Annotated in this window: 17 protein-coding genes and 1 tRNA gene; 8 read left to right on the top strand and 10 right to left on the bottom strand. The window is 59.1% G+C overall.

All coding sequences use genetic code 11. The annotated features are described in order from the left end of the window. Positions 1 to 63: 63 nt before the first annotated feature. Complete coding sequence (locus JFT91_RS00720; protein ID WP_201231321.1) at positions 64 to 966, top strand: LysR substrate-binding domain-containing protein; 903 nt, start codon at positions 64 to 66, stop codon at positions 964 to 966. Here the strand turns inward: JFT91_RS00720 and JFT91_RS00715 are convergent. Next, positions 959 to 3,016 carry a methyl-accepting chemotaxis protein gene (locus JFT91_RS00715; protein ID WP_201231320.1) on the bottom strand — a complete coding sequence of 686 codons (2,058 nt, stop codon included), beginning with the start codon at positions 3,014 to 3,016 and terminating at the stop codon, positions 959 to 961. The two genes, JFT91_RS00720 and JFT91_RS00715, sit on opposite strands and share 8 nt — an antisense overlap. A 480-nt stretch (positions 3,017 to 3,496) precedes the next feature. Between JFT91_RS00715 and JFT91_RS00710 the strand changes: the two genes are divergently transcribed. Further along, complete coding sequence (locus JFT91_RS00710; protein ID WP_201228483.1) at positions 3,497 to 4,714, top strand: MFS transporter; 1,218 nt, start codon at positions 3,497 to 3,499, stop codon at positions 4,712 to 4,714. Between the two features lie 187 nt (positions 4,715 to 4,901). Here the strand turns inward: JFT91_RS00710 and ychF are convergent, their stop codons facing one another. From ychF to JFT91_RS00670, 8 genes are all read right to left on the bottom strand, one after another. After that, positions 4,902 to 6,002, bottom strand: coding sequence for a redox-regulated ATPase YchF (gene ychF / locus JFT91_RS00705; RefSeq protein ID WP_007912904.1), 1,101 nt, complete (start codon positions 6,000 to 6,002; stop codon positions 4,902 to 4,904). A gap of 22 nt (positions 6,003 to 6,024) precedes the next feature. Continuing rightward, complete coding sequence (gene pth, locus JFT91_RS00700) at positions 6,025 to 6,609, bottom strand: aminoacyl-tRNA hydrolase (protein WP_008079560.1); 585 nt, start codon at positions 6,607 to 6,609, stop codon at positions 6,025 to 6,027. Positions 6,610 to 6,780: 171 nt separating this feature from the next. Next, positions 6,781 to 7,380 carry a 50S ribosomal protein L25/general stress protein Ctc gene (locus JFT91_RS00695; protein ID WP_064387646.1) on the bottom strand — a complete coding sequence of 200 codons (600 nt, stop codon included), beginning with the start codon at positions 7,378 to 7,380 and terminating at the stop codon, positions 6,781 to 6,783. A 141-nt stretch (positions 7,381 to 7,521) separates the two neighbouring features. Next, positions 7,522 to 8,463, bottom strand: coding sequence for a ribose-phosphate pyrophosphokinase (locus tag JFT91_RS00690; protein WP_003171603.1), 942 nt, complete (start codon positions 8,461 to 8,463; stop codon positions 7,522 to 7,524). Between the two features lie 45 nt (positions 8,464 to 8,508). Beyond that, a tRNA-Gln gene (locus JFT91_RS00685) sits at positions 8,509 to 8,583 on the bottom strand. Between the two features lie 36 nt (positions 8,584 to 8,619). Continuing rightward, entirely contained in the window at positions 8,620 to 9,471 is an 852-nt protein-coding gene (ispE, locus tag JFT91_RS00680) for a 4-(cytidine 5'-diphospho)-2-C-methyl-D-erythritol kinase (protein ID WP_201228482.1), read from the bottom strand. A 3-nt stretch (positions 9,472 to 9,474) separates the two neighbouring features. Continuing rightward, positions 9,475 to 10,092 (bottom strand): lipoprotein insertase outer membrane protein LolB, encoded by a 618-nt coding sequence (lolB, locus tag JFT91_RS00675; RefSeq protein WP_201228481.1) that lies wholly within the window; start codon positions 10,090 to 10,092, stop codon positions 9,475 to 9,477. Between the two features lie 3 nt (positions 10,093 to 10,095). Continuing rightward, positions 10,096 to 11,820 (bottom strand): tetratricopeptide repeat protein, encoded by a 1,725-nt coding sequence (locus JFT91_RS00670; protein WP_201228480.1) that lies wholly within the window; start codon positions 11,818 to 11,820, stop codon positions 10,096 to 10,098. Positions 11,821 to 12,002: 182 nt separating this feature from the next. Here JFT91_RS00670 and hemA point away from each other — a divergent pair, with 182 nt between their 5' ends. From hemA to JFT91_RS00640, 6 genes are all read left to right on the top strand, one after another. Beyond that, complete coding sequence (gene hemA / locus JFT91_RS00665) at positions 12,003 to 13,289, top strand: glutamyl-tRNA reductase (RefSeq protein ID WP_007951716.1); 1,287 nt, start codon at positions 12,003 to 12,005, stop codon at positions 13,287 to 13,289. After that, positions 13,286 to 14,368, top strand: a complete 1,083-nt coding sequence (prfA, locus tag JFT91_RS00660; RefSeq protein WP_201228478.1) for a peptide chain release factor 1 — start codon at positions 13,286 to 13,288, stop codon at positions 14,366 to 14,368. Before hemA ends, prfA begins: the two co-directional genes overlap by 4 nt. Beyond that, entirely contained in the window at positions 14,369 to 15,199 is an 831-nt protein-coding gene (gene prmC, locus JFT91_RS00655; RefSeq protein ID WP_201231319.1) for a peptide chain release factor N(5)-glutamine methyltransferase, read from the top strand. It begins immediately after the preceding gene. Further along, a complete protein-coding gene (locus JFT91_RS00650) occupies positions 15,193 to 15,948 on the top strand; it encodes a molybdopterin-synthase adenylyltransferase MoeB (protein ID WP_201231318.1) in 756 nt (251 codons plus the stop codon). Before prmC ends, JFT91_RS00650 begins: the two co-directional genes overlap by 7 nt. Further along, entirely contained in the window at positions 15,941 to 16,732 is a 792-nt protein-coding gene (murI, locus tag JFT91_RS00645; protein WP_201231317.1) for a glutamate racemase, read from the top strand. The genes JFT91_RS00650 and murI overlap by 8 nt, the downstream gene beginning before the upstream one ends. Before the next feature lie 112 nt (positions 16,733 to 16,844). Next, positions 16,845 to 17,363, top strand: a complete 519-nt coding sequence (locus tag JFT91_RS00640; RefSeq protein ID WP_201228474.1) for an acyloxyacyl hydrolase — start codon at positions 16,845 to 16,847, stop codon at positions 17,361 to 17,363. Between the two features lie 93 nt (positions 17,364 to 17,456). Here JFT91_RS00640 and JFT91_RS00635 read toward each other — a convergent pair whose 3' ends face one another. After that, positions 17,457 to 17,762, bottom strand: coding sequence for a YkgJ family cysteine cluster protein (locus tag JFT91_RS00635; RefSeq protein WP_187678048.1), 306 nt, complete (start codon positions 17,760 to 17,762; stop codon positions 17,457 to 17,459). Positions 17,763 to 17,781 lie beyond the last annotated feature (19 nt).

Here is a 17,781-nt window from a genome sequence, read left to right as displayed (position 1 = left end):
GCGACACTTCAATTTAAACATGGCAGGTGTTAGTTAATTTAACAGCCGAAGGTGCCAGGAATCATGCCCGACCACCGTTTGCCGCCGCTCAACGCGGTGCGCGCCTTTGATGCGGCAGCCCGCTTGGGCAGCTATGTCGAGGCCTCAAAGGCCCTGCACGTGACCCAGCCCGCGATTGGCCGGCATGTGAAATTGCTTGAGGACTGGTTGGGCATTCAATTGTTCGAACGCACCTCGCGCGGGGTTAACCTGACTCCGGCGGGGGAGAAGTACCACCGCAAAATCGCTGCCGCGTTGCAGTTGATCATCGAAGCGGGCAAGGAAGCCCGGCCGAAAGACGCCGAGCGTTGGCTGCGGATCATGGTGGTGCCGGGGTTTGCCAAGCGTTGGTTGATGCCAAGGATCGAAGCGCTGCGGCATCTGCGCCCGGGACTGAAACTGGCCATCGAGCCGAATTCGACCTTCACCGAAGTCGATGGCAAAAGTGCAGATCTGGGTATCGTCTACGGCCTCGACGGGCAATATGCCGACTCACGGGCAGCGCTGATTTGCCCGCGAGTTTTTCCGATCTGTACGCCGGCGTATCTGGCCAGCATCGCCCCCATCAACAGCCCGGCCGATCTGGTCGGACACGAACTGATCCATGTCGATGACGGCGAATGGTGGAACCTGTGGTTCGCCGCCCACGACCTCGATATCCATCTCAATTCCGACATGCTCTACGTCAACAATGACCACGCGCTGTCAGTTGCCGAGAGCGGACAGGGCATCGCGCTGGCCAACGAAGTGCTGGTGCGCCATGAACTCGCCAGCGGCAAACTGGTGCGCGCAGTCGACGCGCAAGTGAAGCTGGAGAGTTACCGAGTACTGACGCCGTCCGCCGAACTCTCGGCGGATGTGTCGTGGTTTATTCAGTGGTTGAAAGCTGAGCTGGAAGCGGATTTCCCCGAAGCAGTCATCAACTGAGACGGAAACGTGCGGTGTTGTCGCTCAGCGCCTTGCTGCCTTGGCTCAGCGTGTCCGCCGCCAGATTCACCGCACGTGCGCCTTCCAGCAAGCGCACAGCGGCCTGATCCACCTGCTGGATATTGCTGCTGACTTCATCAGCAGTGCTCGCTTGCTCTTCAACTGCCGTGGCGATCTGCGCCAGCGTGTCAGTGACGCTTTGCACCGCGCTGGCGATTTCTCCCAAACGTTCACCGAGACCGGTGACCGACTCGGCATCGGTTTGCGCCTGGCCGCAGGCGGCTTCCATCAGACTCACGGCTTCGTTGACTGTGGCGCGCAGGCTGTCGACCGTGCCGGCGATCTGCGCGGTGGACGATTGCGTGCGTTGCGACAGGCTGCGTACCTCATCGGCCACCACGGCAAAGCCGCGACCTTGTTCACCGGCGCGTGCCGCTTCAATCGCTGCGTTGAGCGCCAACAGATTGGTCTGCTCGGCGACGCCGCGAATGGTGTCGACCACCAGTTGAATCTGCTGGCCTTGCTCGCTGACCCGGCCCAGCGCCGCTGCGGTCTCGTTCAAGCGCTGATTGAGTTGCTGAATACTCGCCGTGGTGCGCTGGCTGTCGCGGCTGCTGTCGGCGGCGATACGCCGAGTGTGCTGGGCGCTGCCGGAGGCCTGTTCGCAGCTCTGTGCCACGCCTTGGGAGGTGGCGGCCAATTGCGTGGCGGCAGCGGCAATCTGGCTGATCTGCAACTGCTGCGCCTCGACTTCACCGAGGGCGCCGCTGGAGTGTTCGTTGAGGCTGCGCACCGCGTTGCTCAGTTGCGAGGTCTCGTGATCGACGCCAAGCATGCTTGTGCGCAGTTGCACCACGGCAACGTTGAGCGCGGTGCTGATCGCCGCCAATTCGTCGCGACCCACCACCGGCACTTGCAGGCTCAGATTGCCGTCACGCAATGCTTCGGCGAGCACGGTAATGCCGCTGGCGCTGCGACGAATCGAGGCTTGCAGGCAGATGAACAAGTACAGCGCGGCAAGCAGCAGGCAGCCGAAGATTACCGCGACGATGATGAACTGACGGATCGCCGAGCCGTGATAGGCGTCGAGCCGCTGATCCAGTGACACCAACGACTGCTGACGCAGTGAAGCGAGATCCGTCAGTAACGTGTCGAGGCTGCGTTCGAAGTCTTCCGGCTTGAGCGTAATGCTGCCGCCGAACACGCCGTCATCAAGGACCTTCAGGCCGCTGTCGAGGCGTTTAAGGCTGTCATGGTATTGGTTGGCCCAGCTCTGCTGATCTGTCGGCAGGCGTGCTTCGAGCAGCGTGGCGGTTTTGACCAGTTGCTCGCGGGCGTCGCCGATACGGCTGCGCAAGTCGCGCAACTGCAAACGGCTCTGCAGGGTGAATTGGCCGGAGACGACTGAGGCTTGGCCGACCGCAGCGAGGCGGCCGACGCGTTCGATCAGATCCGGCGCGTGCTGCGTGGAGATCTGTGTGAGCAAATAGGTTTCCAGCCACGGCGCGAGGGTCAGGCGATTGTCCATGACGATCTGCTCGCGCAACGCTTGCAGGGCGCTGAGGGCGTTGGTGAAACGGTCGTAGCCGTCCGGCCACCAACCGACGCCGTTGAGGCTTTTCGAATCCAATCCGTTCAGTGCAGTTTGCAGCGCCTGGTAACGACTGAGCGTTTCGCCTTCGGCACCTTCGTTTTTCAGGGTGTTACCCAAATCGGTGATGGCTTGCACAACCGCCGGTTGTACTGCGTCGAACGCGCCCATGGCGGCGAGGGTGGCCGGTGTCGGCTGGCGATTGGTTTCGGTAGCGCGCCAACGGGCAGCACGGTCGCGTTGGGCGGCGAGCAGGTTGTCCAGCGCGTCCAGTGCGAGTAACTGCCGTACGCCGGCACGTTCGCCGGAGATCAGGTTGAGCTTGTCGCGATAGTCCTGGCCAATCATCAACAGGCTGCCGGTCAACGGCAGAATGAACAGCAAAAACAACAACTGGAATTTACCTGCGAAGCCAAACCGCCCCAGCAATTTGATCCCCGGTGAAAGGAAAGCCTGCATGCCCCATGACTCCTCTGAACACCACGCACCATCGGCGTGCATCGCCGTCGTAAGACGTTGATGTTGTGCCCTGCTAAAAGGCCTCGAAAGTTCACTGTCGCCCGCTCTGTAGGCCGGCTCTGTAGCGAAACTTCCCATTGTCGGTACCCTTTGTAAGGGCGCCGCGTTCAAGGGATGAAGCAAGGCAAGATTCAGACCATGGCGTTGCGCTATCACTTGTCCCCTGTAGGAGTTGCCGCAGGCTGCGATCTTTTGATCTGTTTTTCAGAGGCAAGATCAAAAGATCGCAGCCTTCGGCAGCTCCTACATGATTCGGTTAGTCAGTAATCCGGACATTCAGCCATTCAGCCATTCAGCCATTCAGCGATTCGGTCAGATTGGTCAGTTAGTTAGCTGCCTAAGGGGATGGCGCTCGCGCACCTAAAAATGGCACATTGGCGCACCTGCCTGCGTGCACTCATCTGTTGTCCGGAAACTTCCATGGCTATCAGCAACGCTCAGACCGCCGCTGCCTCGGCGCCCGCTGCTCCGCAAAGCAGTCCATTGGTGATGCGCATCATTGGCGCGGTGGCGCTGGCGCATTTGATCAACGACTTGATTCAATCGGTGCTGCCGTCGATCTATCCCATGCTCAAGGCCAAATACGATCTGAGCTTTACTCAGGTCGGCCTGATCACCTTGACCTTTCAACTGACCGCGTCGCTGTTGCAGCCGTGGGTTGGTTATCACACTGATCGCCATCCGAAACCGTGGCTGTTGCCGGCAGGCTCCATTTGCACGCTGATTGGCATCGTGATGATGTCGGTGGTCGGTAGCTTTCCAATGATTCTGTTGGCGGCGGCGCTGATCGGTATCGGTTCCTCGACCTTTCACCCCGAGGCATCACGTATCGCGCGACTGGCCTCGGGCGGACGTTTTGGTCTGGCGCAATCGACCTTTCAGGTCGGCGGTAACGCCGGTTCCGCATTCGGCCCGTTGCTCGCGGCAGCGATCATTATTCCGTTCGGCCAGGGCAACGTGGCGTGGTTCGGCTTGTTCGCGGTGTTTGCGCTGTTCGTGATGTACCGTATCAGTCGTTGGTACGCCCATCACTTGAACCTGTTCAAACTCAAGGCCGGCCAGGCGGCGACTCACGGGTTGTCGAAGGGCAGGGTGACCAGTGCGCTGGTGGTACTCGGCCTGCTGGTGTTCTCCAAGTATTTCTACATGGCCAGCCTCACCAGTTACTTCACGTTCTACTTGATCGAGAAGTTCGACTTGTCGGTGGCGAGTTCGCAGCTGCACCTGTTCCTGTTCCTTGGTGCGGTGGCGGCGGGTACGTTCTTCGGCGGGCCAATTGGCGACAAGATCGGCCGTAAGGCGGTGATCTGGTTCTCGATCCTCGGCGTGGCGCCGTTTACCTTGCTGATGCCGCACGTCGATCTGTTCTGGACCAGTGTCCTCAGCGTGGTGATCGGCTTCATCCTCGCCTCGGCGTTCTCGGCGATTGTGGTGTATGCGCAGGAACTGGTGCCGGGCAATGTCGGGATGATTGCCGGGGTGTTCTTCGGTTTGATGTTCGGGTTTGGCGGGATTGGCGCGGCGTTGCTGGGGCATCTGGCGGATGTGCACGGGATTGAGTACGTGTATTTCCTGTGCTCGTTCTTGCCACTGTTTGGCGTACTGGCGATCTTCTTGCCACGCACCAAAAAGGCCTGACCCCACACCATTCCTCCCTGTGGGAGCGAGCCTGCTCGCGAAGAGGGTGTGTCAGTCAATGAATATTTAGCTGACACACCGCTTTCGCGAGCAGGCTAGCTCCCACAGGGGGAATGTGGTGTGGCGGGAAATGTTTCAGGCACAAAAAAGCCGCGTATCAAACGCGGCTTTTTCTTGTGTGCTGCTTTTACACGTTGAAGCGGAAGTGCATCACGTCGCCGTCTTTGACGATGTAGTCCTTGCCTTCCAGACGCCATTTACCGGCTTCTTTGGTGCCGGCTTCGCCCTTGTACTGGATGAAGTCGTTGTAGGCGATGACTTCGGCGCGGATGAAGCCTTTTTCGAAGTCGGTGTGGATCACGCCGGCTGCCTGAGGTGCGGTGGCACCGACTTTGACGGTCCAGGCGCGGACTTCTTCGACACCAGCGGTGAAGTAGGTCTGCAGGTGCAGCATTTCGTAGCCAGCGCGGATCACGCGGTTCAGGCCAGGCTCTTCCAGGCCCAGGGCCTCGAGGAACATGTCTTTCTCTTCGCCGTCATCAAGCTCGGCGATTTCCGCTTCGATCTTGTTGCAGACCGGAACGACCATGGCGCCTTCTTCTTCGGCGATGGCGCGAACCACGTCCAGGTGCGGGTTGTTCTCGAAACCGTCTTCAGCGACGTTGGCGATGTACATGACCGGTTTGGTGGTCAGCAGGTGGAAGCCCTTGATCACTGCTTTTTCGTCAGCGCTCATGTTCTTCATCAGGCTGCGTGCAGGCTTGGCTTCGGTGAAGTGCGCGATCAGTTGCTCCAGCAGAGCTTTCTGAACGACGGCGTCCTTGTCACCGCCCTTGGCGTTGCGCGCAACTTTCTGCAGTTGCTTCTCGCAGCTGTCGAGGTCGGCGAAGATCAGTTCCAGATCGATGATTTCGATGTCGCGTTTCGGGTCGACGCTGTTGGAAACGTGGATCACGTTTTCGTCTTCGAAGCAGCGCACGACGTGAGCGATCGCGTCGGTTTCGCGGATGTTGGCGAGGAACTTGTTGCCCAGGCCTTCACCTTTCGAGGCGCCGGCAACGAGGCCTGCGATGTCGACGAATTCCATGGTGGTCGGCAGGATGCGCTTCGGATTGACGATGGCCGCCAGGGCTTCCAGACGCGGATCCGGCATCGGCACGATACCGCTGTTCGGCTCGATCGTGCAGAAGGGGAAGTTCTCGGCCGCGATACCGGATTTGGTCAGGGCGTTGAACAGGGTGGACTTGCCGACGTTAGGCAGGCCGACGATGCCGCAATTGAATCCCATGGTGTATCCCCTCGGATAAGAGTCAGGCCTTCTGGCTGTGCAGGTTTTTCATCGCGCGGTTCCATTCACCGGCGAGGATATCCGGCAGCACGCCGAGGGCAAAGTCGATGCTGGCATCGAGTTTTTCCTGTTCGGCGCGTGGCGCACGACCCAGGACGAAATTTGAAACCATACTGGCGACGCCCGGGTGGCCAATGCCAAGCCGCAGACGGTAGAACGTATTCTGATTACCCAGTTGCGCAATGATGTCGCGCAACCCGTTGTGACCGCCATGGCCGCCACCCTGCTTGAGCTTGGCGACGCCCGGAGGCAGATCGAGTTCGTCGTGTGCCACCAGAATTTCTTCAGGCTTGATGCGGAAGAAACCGGCGAGTGCCGCCACGGCCTGGCCGCTGCGGTTCATGTAGGTGGTGGGAATCAGCAGACGAACATCCTGACCCTGATGCGAATAGCGCCCGGTCAGGCCGAAATATTTGCGATCGGCCACAAGATTCACATTCTGTGCGTGGGCGATGCGCTCAACAAAAAGGGCCCCTGCGTTATGCCGGGTCTGGTCGTATTCGGCGCCTGGATTTCCCAGGCCAACGATCAGTTTGATGGCAGTCACGATAGGGGCCCTTCCTTGGAGTGGTGGATAACATCGCCGCAATCAGGAGAAGCGGCGAAAGTGGACGAAAAATGCTCATTTACCATGGATGTAAACTCCGCGTTCTCGCCCGCTTTCTCGCTACGTTCCAGTCCGCGATGTTACTTGCTCACTCCGGCTTGGCAGAGTGAATTACTCTGCTGCGCCTTCTTCAGCTTCTGGAGCAACGCGTGGAGCGTGTACGTTTGCAACAGCTTTGTCGTCACCGTGAGCCAGTGCAACGAACTCAACGCCTTTAGGGGCTTTGAGGTCGGACAGGTGGACGATTGCGCCGATTTCCAGAGCCGACAGGTCGACTTCGATGAACTCAGGCAGATCTTTCGGCAGGCAAGTTACTTCGATTTCGTTCAGGACGTGCGAGATCTCGCCGCCTTTCTTGATCGGAGCTTCTTCACCAACAAAGTGCACAGGCACGATAGCGGTCAGTTTCTGACCAGCTACAACGCGTACGAAGTCAGCGTGCAGAACGTGACCCTTGGACGGGTGACGTTGCAGAGCTTTGATGATGACGTTCTGCTTTTTGCCGCCAACGTTCAGTTCGATAACGTGGCTGTAGGCAGCATCGTTTTCGAGCAGTTTGGCAACTTCTTTGGCCAGCATGCTGATGGATTCAGGGGCTTTTTCGCCACCGTAAACAACAGCTGGAACCAGAGCGGCGAGACGACGCAGGCGGCGGCTCGCACCTTTCCCCAGGTCGGAACGCACTTCAGCATTCAGAGTAAAATCGTTCATTTTGTATCTCCAAAATAGCCATGACCGAGTGGCGTTTGCGACCAGCGCCGAACACGGTATGGGCAAAAAAGCCCCGCCCCGACAGGAATGCCGGGGCGGGGCGCTTTTCGTCAACGAGACATTTCGAGAAGGGCAGGGCCCTTAACGGAACATCGCACTGATCGATTCTTCATTGCTGATGCGGCGAACCGCTTCGGCAACAACCGGTGCGATATCCAGTTGACGGATACGTGCACAGGCTTGTGCTGCAGCGGACAGCGGAATGGTGTTAGTCACCACCAGCTCGTCCAGCACGGAATTTTCGATATTCTCGATGGCCCGACCCGACAGCACAGGGTGTGTGCAGTAGGCAAAGACCTTGGCTGCGCCATGCTCTTTCAGGGCCTTTGCCGCGTGGCACAGAGTGCCGGCGGTATCGACCATGTCATCGACCAGAATGCAGGTACGCCCTTCGACATCACCGATGATATGCATCACTTCAGAGTGATTGGCTTTCTCACGGCGTTTGTCGATGATCCCGAGATCCACGCCCAGCGACTTGGCAACAGCACGTGCACGCACGACGCCACCAATGTCCGGGGACACAATCATCAGGTTTTCGAAGCGCTGATCTTCAATGTCATCCACCAATACCGGGGAGCCGTAGATGTTATCTACCGGAATATCGAAGAAACCCTGAATCTGGTCAGCATGCAGATCAACCGTGAGAACACGGTCGATGCCGACTACGGTAAGCATGTCAGCGACGACTTTCGCGCTGATAGCCACACGTGCGGAACGCGGACGGCGATCCTGACGGGCATAACCAAAATAAGGAATAACAGCAGTGATACGAGTAGCCGAGGAGCGGCGGAAGGCATCAGCCATCACTACCAGTTCCATCAGGTTATCGTTGGTCGGAGCGCAAGTCGGCTGAATAATGAAAACGTCTTTACCGCGAACGTTTTCATTGATCTCTGCAGTAATTTCGCCGTCGGAAAATTTACCGACAGAGATGTCACCGAGAGGAATATGCAGCTGACGTACAACACGCCGAGCCAGATCGGGGTTAGCGTTCCCCGTAAAGACCATCATCTTGGACACGCGCAGTACCTAGAGGCTGAGGGTAACCTGGATGAGTATAGAAAATGGCAGGGGCGGCTGGATTCGAACCAACGCATGGCAGGATCAAAACCTGCTGCCTTACCGCTTGGCGACGCCCCTGTATCTGTTGCATCAAGTGCCGAGCACTTGGTTCCTTTAGAGCAGACTTTGCAGCTTGCGATGCAACATCGAAACGTTGCTTCCTTTCGCTACAAACCCTGTAAGGGTCTCTGTCAGAAGGGCCGAGACTTTATCAGCTTCAGCTTTGCTTGGGAAGCCCCCAAACACACAACTTCCAGTTCCGGTGAGCTTTGCTTCGGTAAATTTACCTAACAAATCCAATGCGTTACGTACTTCTGGATAACGCCTTGCAACCACCGGCAAGCAGTCATTTCGACTGTTTCCCTCGGGAACGGGGCGCACTTTAATGGGCGGCGTGTTACGTGTCAACAATGGATCTGAAAAAATTTCTGCCGTACTTACAGAGACTTGCGGTACGAGCACCAGATACCACGGTTCTTCGGGATCGACCGGGGTGAGTTTCTCGCCCACGCCTTCGGCAAAAGCCGCATGACCGCGGACGAAAACCGGAACGTCAGCACCCAGCGAAAGACCCAGCGCGGCCAGGCGATCTTCATCCCAGCCCAGTTGCCACAAATGATTCAGGCCGAGCAAAGTAGTCGCCGCGTTCGAGCTGCCGCCACCAATGCCGCCACCCATGGGCAGCACTTTATCAATCCAGATGTCGATACCGAGTGCGCAGCCGGATTGTTCTTGCAGCATTTTCGCTGCGCGCACGATCAGGTTGCTGTCATGCGGCACGCCTTCAAATTCGGTGTGCAGCTGAATCACGCCGTCATCACGCACGGCAAACGTGATTTCGTCGCCGTAATCGACAAACTGAAACAGCGTCTGCAACTCGTGATAACCGTCTTCACGGCGACCGAGAATGTGCAGCATCAGGTTGAGCTTTGCTGGCGATGGCAGGGTCAGGCGTGCAGCGGTCATGCGTTATTGTCCCAACTTGCGCGGTTGCCAGGTCTTGATCACCAGCGTCACATCGAGGTCGGTGCCGTGCAGCTTGATGCGCTCGGGCAACCAGTAGCCGTTTTGTTCGGTGTAGGCGGTGTATTCGACTTTCCAGCCATCCTGTTCAAGGTCGGCCAGGCGGCTGTCGGCGTCCAGATTCAAGCGACTTTTGCTGCCCGGAGCTGGCAGACCACGTACCCACCAGGCCAGATTCGACACCGGCAGTTTCCAGCCAAGCTGCTCTTGCAGCAGGTCTTCTGGAGATTGCGATTCGTAGCGGCCCTGATTGGCGACTTCCAGCGATACTTTGCCCGGACGTCCGGTCAAGCGTGCAGCGCCACGACCCAATGGGCCGGACAGGCGGATGTCGTAATAGTCCTGGCGCTGCAGCCAGAACAACGTGCCGCTGCCGGAATCTTTCGGTGCGCGGATGCCGATCTTGCCGTCGATCTGCCAGCCGTCGAGGCCGGTCAGCTGTTGTTTGTTCGCGGCCCATTGAGCCGGACTGCCGTGGCCTTCGACCGATTCGCGAGCGCCGAAACCCGCGCAACCGGCGAGCAGGGCGATGAAGCTGAAAACAATAACGTGGCGCAAAAACATGAGTTAAAGAGTCTCGGATCCGGTCAGGCGCTTGATGGTGCTGCGCAGAATGGTGCTGTCGGGCTGATCCTTGAGGAATTTGCCCCAGATTTGTTTGGCTTCACGCTGGTTGCCCTTGGCCCACAACACTTCGCCGAGGTGCGCGGCGACTTCGTGATCAGGGAAACGCTCCAGCGCCTGGCGCAGGTATTTCTCGGCGTCATCCAGATTGCCCATGCGGTAATTCACCCAGCCAAGGCTGTCGAGGACCGCCGGGTCTTCCGGATTGATCTGGTGAGCCTGCTCGATCAGCGCTTTGGCCTCAGCGTAGCGTGTCGTCCGGTCAGACAGGGTGTAGCCCAAAGCGTTCAGCGCCATGGCGTTGTCCGGGTCGCGCTTGATGATCAGGCGCAGGTCTTTTTCCATCTGTGCCAGGTCATTACGTTTTTCCGCGAGCATGGCCCGGGTGTACAGCAAGTTCAGGTCGTCCGGGTATTGCAGCAATGCCTGTTGCAAGACTTTCCAGGCTTTGTCGTCCTGTTTATTGGCCGACAGGGTTTCCGATTCGATCAGATACAACTGAATGGCGTAATCCGGTTCTTCGTCACGCTGGGCCGCCAGTTTGCTTTGCGCTTCAGCGGTCTTGCCGTTGTTCATCAGAATATCGGCCTGACGCAATTGTGCCGGCAGATAGTCGTTGCCCGGGCCAACCTGCGCATATTCGATGAGCGCGCCTTGCGGGTCGTTGCGCTCTTCGGCAATGCGACCCAGGTTCAGGTGCGCGGAGTCAACGTGGCTTTCGCGGGCGATCAAGTCTTCCAGATAGCCTTTGGCCTCGTCCCAGGCCTTGGCTTCCAGGCACACCAGCGCCAGCGAGTAACGCAGTTCGTCGTCTTCCGGGTATTGCTGAACGAGGCTGGAGAACTCGGCCTTGGCGTCGTCCATTCGGTCCTGTTCGACCAGCATGCGTGCGTAAGTCAGGCGCAGGCGTTTGTCGTCCGGGTATTTCTTGATGCTTTTTTGCAGCAGCGGCAGCGCTTCGCCGCCGCGGTTCATCAACTGAAGCAGGCGGGCGCGCAGCAGAATCGGCGCTATTTCGCCTTCTTCCGGCGGATGGTCTTCGAGCAGGGTCAGTGCCGCGCGATTGTCACCGTCCTGCTGCAACAGCAGGGCCTTGCCGAAAATCAGCTGGCTGTTGTTCGGATGACGCTGCAACAAACGGTCGAAGCTTTTCATCAGACCGTTGCGGGTTTCCTGATCGGTGTCGGCCGCTGACAGCGCGAGGAAGTCGAAATGGGTGTCGCCCTTGCCTTGCAGGACTTTCTCCATATAGACCATCGAGTCGTCGTAACGCCCGGCGCGTGCCAGTTGCACGGCGGCGGCGCGTTGCGCTTCGAGATCGTCCGGGGCGTTTTTCGCCCAGATCAGCGCGGTATCAAGGGCCGGTTGATCGGCGCCCAGATATTCGGCAATACGGAACGCACGCTCGGAAACACCCGGATCCTGGGTGTTGATGGCCTGGGTCACGTAGTTATCCAGGGCAATGTCGAAGCGATTGCGCTGGCCGGCGAGTTCGGCGCTCAACAGACTGAAAACGGTTTCTTCGCTGAACGAGCTGTAAACCTTGGGTTTTTCAGGCGCGGGCGTGGTGTCTTCGACCGGCGGCGTACCGTCCGGCGACACGGGTGCCAAGGCCTGGCAGCCGCTGAGGAAGACAAAAGCGAGGAGCAACGCGGAGGATCTATTCATATAGGAAGAGGACGACTAACCTGCGGTCGGATCATCATGACACAAGCTTTGGGCCAAACATAACCGAGTCTCAATTGTGCCCATTATAGGGGCTGACGATTGGGACAATAGTCAGCGGTAGTTGTTCTGAATCTGACGAAGTAGGACAATTGCCGGCTTCACGTCACCATCAGCGACCTTGAATGGCCTTCCTTGCACTCGGTATCAACCACAAGACTGCTTCAGTAGACGTCCGCGAGCGCGTGGCCTTTACCCCTGAGCAGCTGGTGGAGGCCTTGCAGCAGCTCTGCCGACTGACCGACAGCCGCGAAGCTGCGATCCTCTCCACCTGCAATCGCAGTGAGCTTTATATAGAGCAGGATCAGCTTTCTGCCGATATCGTGCTGCGCTGGCTGGCCGACTATCACCATTTAAGCCTCGATGAGCTGCGCGCGAGTGCTTATGTGCACGAAGATGATGCGGCAGTTCGTCACATGATGCGTGTCGCCTCCGGGCTCGACTCGCTGGTGCTGGGCGAACCGCAGATTCTCGGTCAGATGAAATCGGCCTACGCCGTGGCCCGCGAGGCCGGCACCATCGGGCCGTTGCTCGGGCGACTGTTTCAAGCGACGTTCAACGCCGCGAAGCAAGTGCGCACCGACACCGCCATCGGTGAAAACCCGGTGTCCGTGGCATTTGCGGCGGTCAGCCTGGCCAAGCAGATTTTCAGTGACCTGCAACGCAGCCAGGCCTTGCTGATCGGCGCCGGCGAGACCATCACCCTGGTCGCCCGCCATCTGCACGAACTGGGGGTCAAACGCATCGTCGTCGCCAACCGGACACTGGAGCGCGCCAGCCTGTTGGCGGAGCAATTCGGTGCCCACGCGGTGTTGTTGTCGGACATCCCGGCAGAACTGGTGCGCAGCGATATCGTCATCAGCTCGACCGCCAGTCAGTTGCCGATCCTCGGTAAGGGCGCGGTGGAAAGCGCATTGAAGCTGCGCAAGCACAAGCCGATCTTTATGGTCGACATCGCCGTGCCGCGGGATATCGAGCCGGAAGTCGGCGAACTGGACGACGTTTACCTCTATAGCGTCGACGATCTCCACGAAGTGGTCGCCGAAAACCTCAAGAGCCGTCAGGGCGCAGCGCAAGCGGCAGAAGAGATGGTCTCGGTTGGCGCCGACGATTTTATGGTGCGTCTGCGCGAACTGGCGGCGGTCGATGTGCTCAAGGCCTATCGTCAACAGAGCGAACGCCTGCGCGACGAAGAGTTGCAAAAGGCCCTGCGCCTGCTGGCCAATGGCGGCAACGCCGAAGATGTGCTCGGGCAACTCGCTCGTGGCCTGACCAATAAACTGTTGCATGCGCCCAGCGTGCAATTGAAAAAGCTTTCTGCCGAAGGCCGCCTCGATGCGCTGGCCATGGCCCAGGAACTCTTTGCCCTCGAGGGCTCACCGGATAGCTTTTCGGATAAAAAACCGCAATGAAAGCGTCACTGCACAATAAGCTGGACACTCTCCAGGATCGTTTCGAGGAACTGACCGCGCTGCTCGGCGACGGCGAAATCATTGCCGATCAGACCAGGTTCCGCGCGTATTCCAAGGAATACGCCGAACTCGAGCCCGTCGTACACGCCTATCAAAAGCTGCTCAGCGTACAAAGCGATCTTGAAGGCGCGCAGGCGCTGCTCAAGGACAGCGACCCGGACATGCGTGAAATGGCCGTGGAAGAAGTCCGCGAAGCCAAAGAACTGCTGGTGACCCTGGAAGCCGATCTGCAACGCATGTTGCTGCCCAAGGATCCCAATGACGGGCGTAACGTCTTCCTCGAAATTCGCGCCGGCACCGGTGGCGACGAGGCGGCGATCTTCTCCGGCGACCTGTTCCGCATGTACTCGCGTTACGCCGAGCGGCGGGGCTGGCGTGTGGAAATTCTCTCGGAGAACGAGGGCGAACACGGTGGCTATAAAGAAGTCATTGCCCGCATTGAAGGCGACAACGTTTACGGCAAGCTGAAATTCGAATCCGGCGCGCACCGCGTACAGCGTGTACCCGCCACCGAATCCCAGGGCCGTATCCACACCTCGGCCTGCACTGTGGCCGTGTTGCCCGAGCCGGATGAGCGCGAAGCCATCGAGATCAACCCGGCGGACTTGCGCGTCGACACGTTCCGCTCCTCCGGGGCCGGTGGTCAGCACGTCAACACCACCGACTCGGCGATCCGCATCACGCACATACCGACCGGCACGGTCGTCGAGTGTCAGGAAGAACGTTCTCAGCACAAGAACCGTGCCCGCGCGATGGCTTGGCTGTCGGCCAAACTCAACGATCAGCAAACCGCTGCGGCAGCCAATGCGATTGCCAGCGAGCGTAAATTGCTGGTCGGTTCCGGCGACCGTTCCGAGCGCATTCGTACCTACAACTTTGCTCAGGGCCGGGTCACCGACCACCGCGTCAACCTGACCCTGTACTCCCTTGATGAAATTCTCGCCGGTGGCGTTGAAGCGGTGATCGAGCCTTTGCTGGCCGAGTACCAGGCCGACCAACTCGCTGCGATAGGTGAATAAATGACCATCATTGCCAGCCTGTTGCGTGCCGCCGAACTTCCGGATTCGCCCACTGCGCGTCTGGACGCCGAATTGCTCCTCGCCGCGGCGCTGGGCAAATCGCGCAGCTTTCTGCACACCTGGCCCGAGCGCATCGTGCCAAGTGACGCAGCGTTGACGTTTGCCGAGTACCTGCAACGTCGCCGTGGCGGTGAGCCGGTGGCGTACATCCTCGGCCAGCAGGGTTTCTGGAAACTGGATCTGGAAGTGGCGCCGCATACGCTGATCCCGCGTCCCGATACCGAACTGCTGGTGGAAGCGGCGCTGGAATTGCTGCCCGCGACGCCGGCCACAGTCCTCGACCTCGGTACTGGCAGCGGCGCGATTGCCCTGGCCTTGGCCAGCGAGCGTCCGGCGTGGAACGTCACTGCCGTGGATCGCGTGCTGGAAGCTGTAGCACTCGCTGAACGTAACCGTCAGCGTCTGCATTTGAACAACGCCACGGTGCTGAGCAGCCATTGGTTCAGCTCGCTGGCGGGCCAGCGTTTTCAGTTGATCATCAGCAACCCGCCGTACATCGCCGCCGCAGATCCGCACCTGGTTGAAGGCGATGTGCGCTTCGAACCGGCCAGCGCATTGGTCGCCGGTGAAGACGGGCTCGACGATCTGCGCTTGATCGTCGCCCAAGCCCCGGATCATCTGGAGGCCGGTGGCTGGCTGATGCTCGAACATGGCTATGATCAAGCCGAAGCCGTACGCGATCTGCTGCTGACTCGTGGCTTCGAAGAAGTCCACAGCCGCACCGATCTGGGCGGTCATCAACGCATCAGTCTGGGACGCCTGCCGTGCTGAATGATCAGGAATTGCTGCGCTACAGCCGGCAGATTCTCCTGCAACACATCGACATCAATGGCCAGTTGAAGCTCAAGGACAGTCGCGTCCTCATCGTCGGTCTTGGCGGCCTGGGCGCGCCAGTAGCTTTGTATCTGGCCGCCGCGGGTGTCGGCGAATTGCATCTGGCGGATTTCGACACGGTCGACCTGACCAACCTGCAACGTCAGATCATTCACGACACCGACAGCGTTGGCATGAGCAAGGTCGATTCGGCGCTCAAGCGCCTGGGCGCGATCAATCCCGAGATTCAACTGATTGCTCATCGTCAGGCGCTGGACGAGGACTCTCTCGCCGCTGCCGTGACCGCGGTGGATCTGGTGCTCGACTGTTCCGACAATTTTTCCACCCGCGAAGCGGTCAACGCGGCGTGTGTGGCCGCGCGCAAACCGCTGGTCAGCGGCGCGGCGATTCGCCTTGAAGGGCAACTGTCGGTGTTCGACCCGCGCCGCGACGAGAGCCCGTGCTACCACTGTTTGTACGGGCACGGCAGCGAAGCCGAGCTGACCTGCAGCGAGGCGGGCGTGGTCGGGCCTCTGGTCGGTCTGGTCGGCAGTCTGCAGGCGCTGGAGGCGTTGAAAGTGCTGGTCGGCTTCGGTGAGCCGCTGGTGGGGCGGCTGCTGTTGATCGATGCCCTTGGTTCGCGCTTCCGGGAGCTGCGCGTCAAGCGTGATCCGGGTTGCAGCGTCTGTGGCTCGCGCCATGCGTGAAGCGCCGATCGGCGTGTTCGATTCCGGTGTCGGCGGCTTGTCGGTACTGGCGGAAATCCAGCGACTGTTGCCCAACGAGTCGTTGTTGTACGTCGCCGATTGCGGGCATATTCCCTACGGCGAAAAGACCCCGCAATTCATCCGCCAGCGCTGTAGCGTGATGGCCGGTTTTTTCCGCGAGCAGGGCGCCAAGGCTTTGGTGCTCGCCTGCAATACCGCCACCGTGGCCGGCGTTGCCGATCTGCGTTGCGACTTTCCCGATTGGCCGATTGTCGGTATGGAGCCAGCGGTTAAACCGGCGGCGGCAGCCACCCGCAGCGGTGTGGTGGGCGTGCTCGCCACCACCGGCACGTTGCAGAGTGCCAAGTTCGCCGCCTTGCTTGATCGCTTTGCCACCGATGTACGCGTGATCACTCAGCCGTGTCCAGGCCTGGTCGAGCTGATCGAGAGCGGCGATCTGCACAGCCCGCAATTGCGTGCGCTGTTGCAGAGCTACGTTGATCCGTTGCTGGCCAACGGCTGCGACACGATCATTCTGGGCTGCACCCACTATCCTTTCCTCAAGCCGATGCTCAAGTCGATGATCCCCGAAGACATCAGCCTGATCGATACCGGCGCCGCCGTCGCGCGACAGCTTCAGCGCTTGTTGGCCGAGCGCAATCTGCTCGCTGTCGGCCCGAACCGGCCGGTCAGATTCTGGACCAGCGCCGACCCTGAGTACTTCAAAAACATCCTGCCGCTGTTGGGGCAGGACGCGGGCGAAGTGCAAAACTTCGGCTTGTAAAAAAACTGTGAAATAACTAAAAAATCGGCTGAACTTCTCAGCAGGCGCTAGCTTCTATAGCGAAGAGTTATCTAGAAAACCAAACGATCGTTCCGGAAAAGGAAGTTTCAAAGTGAAGCGACTATTCTGCTTGGCCGCGATTGCGGCCGCACTAATGGGGCAAAGTATTACTGCACAAGCTGCCGGCGTTGAATTCGCCGTTGGCGCGACAAGCGATTCAACCATGACTTATCGTCTTGGGATGAATTTCGACTGGGACAAGAGCTGGCTGCAGAGTGACGTCGGTCGCCTGACCGGTTACTGGAGCGGTGCCTACACCTACTGGGAAGGTGACAAGACTTCCAGCAACAACAGCCTGTCGTTCTCGCCGGTATTCGTTTATGAATTTGCCGGCCAGTCGGTCAAGCCGTATGTGGAAGCGGGGATTGGCGTGGCGGCGTTCTCCAATACCAAGTACGAATCCAACAACATCGGCGGCTCGTTCCAGTTCGAAGACCGCCTCGGTTTTGGTCTGCGTTTCAACGGCGGGCATGAAGTCGGGATCCGTGCGACGCACTATTCCAACGCCGGCCTGGCCAGCAGTAACGACGGCGTAGAAAGTTACGCGCTGCACTACACCATGCCGTTGTAAGCAAGATCAAAAGATCGCAGCCTGCGGCAGCTCCTACAGGGGAATGCATTTCTTCTGTAGGAGCTGCCGCAGGCTGCGATCTTTTGTTTTTAATCAGCGGTAGGCGGTGGCGATGCCCTGGCGCTCTTCGATGCACTCCGGAGCGCCCATTTCGAATTCGCGGCAAATCAGCGGACGTTTCTCATAGATCGTGCACATCATCGTGTCGCGATCCAGCGCCGCGCACCAGCCGTCGTCCAGACGCAGCATCACTTCACCACCCCACTCATCGGTATCGATAAAACGATCAGGCACGCCGGTGTCGGTGATCAGCATCACTTCGAGCTGACAGCAGCAGGCTGCGCAGGTCGAGCAGGTGACAGCAGGCTCAGTGATTTGCTGGTGGGGAATGGTTTTCATGGCGGCAGTGTAAGGCAGC

This window comes from Pseudomonas sp. TH08 (assembly GCF_016651275.1).
Classification (GTDB): Bacteria; Pseudomonadota; Gammaproteobacteria; order Pseudomonadales; family Pseudomonadaceae; genus Aquipseudomonas.
Note: the sequence above shows the minus strand (reverse complement) of the source record. Positions and strands in the feature narration are given on the sequence as shown.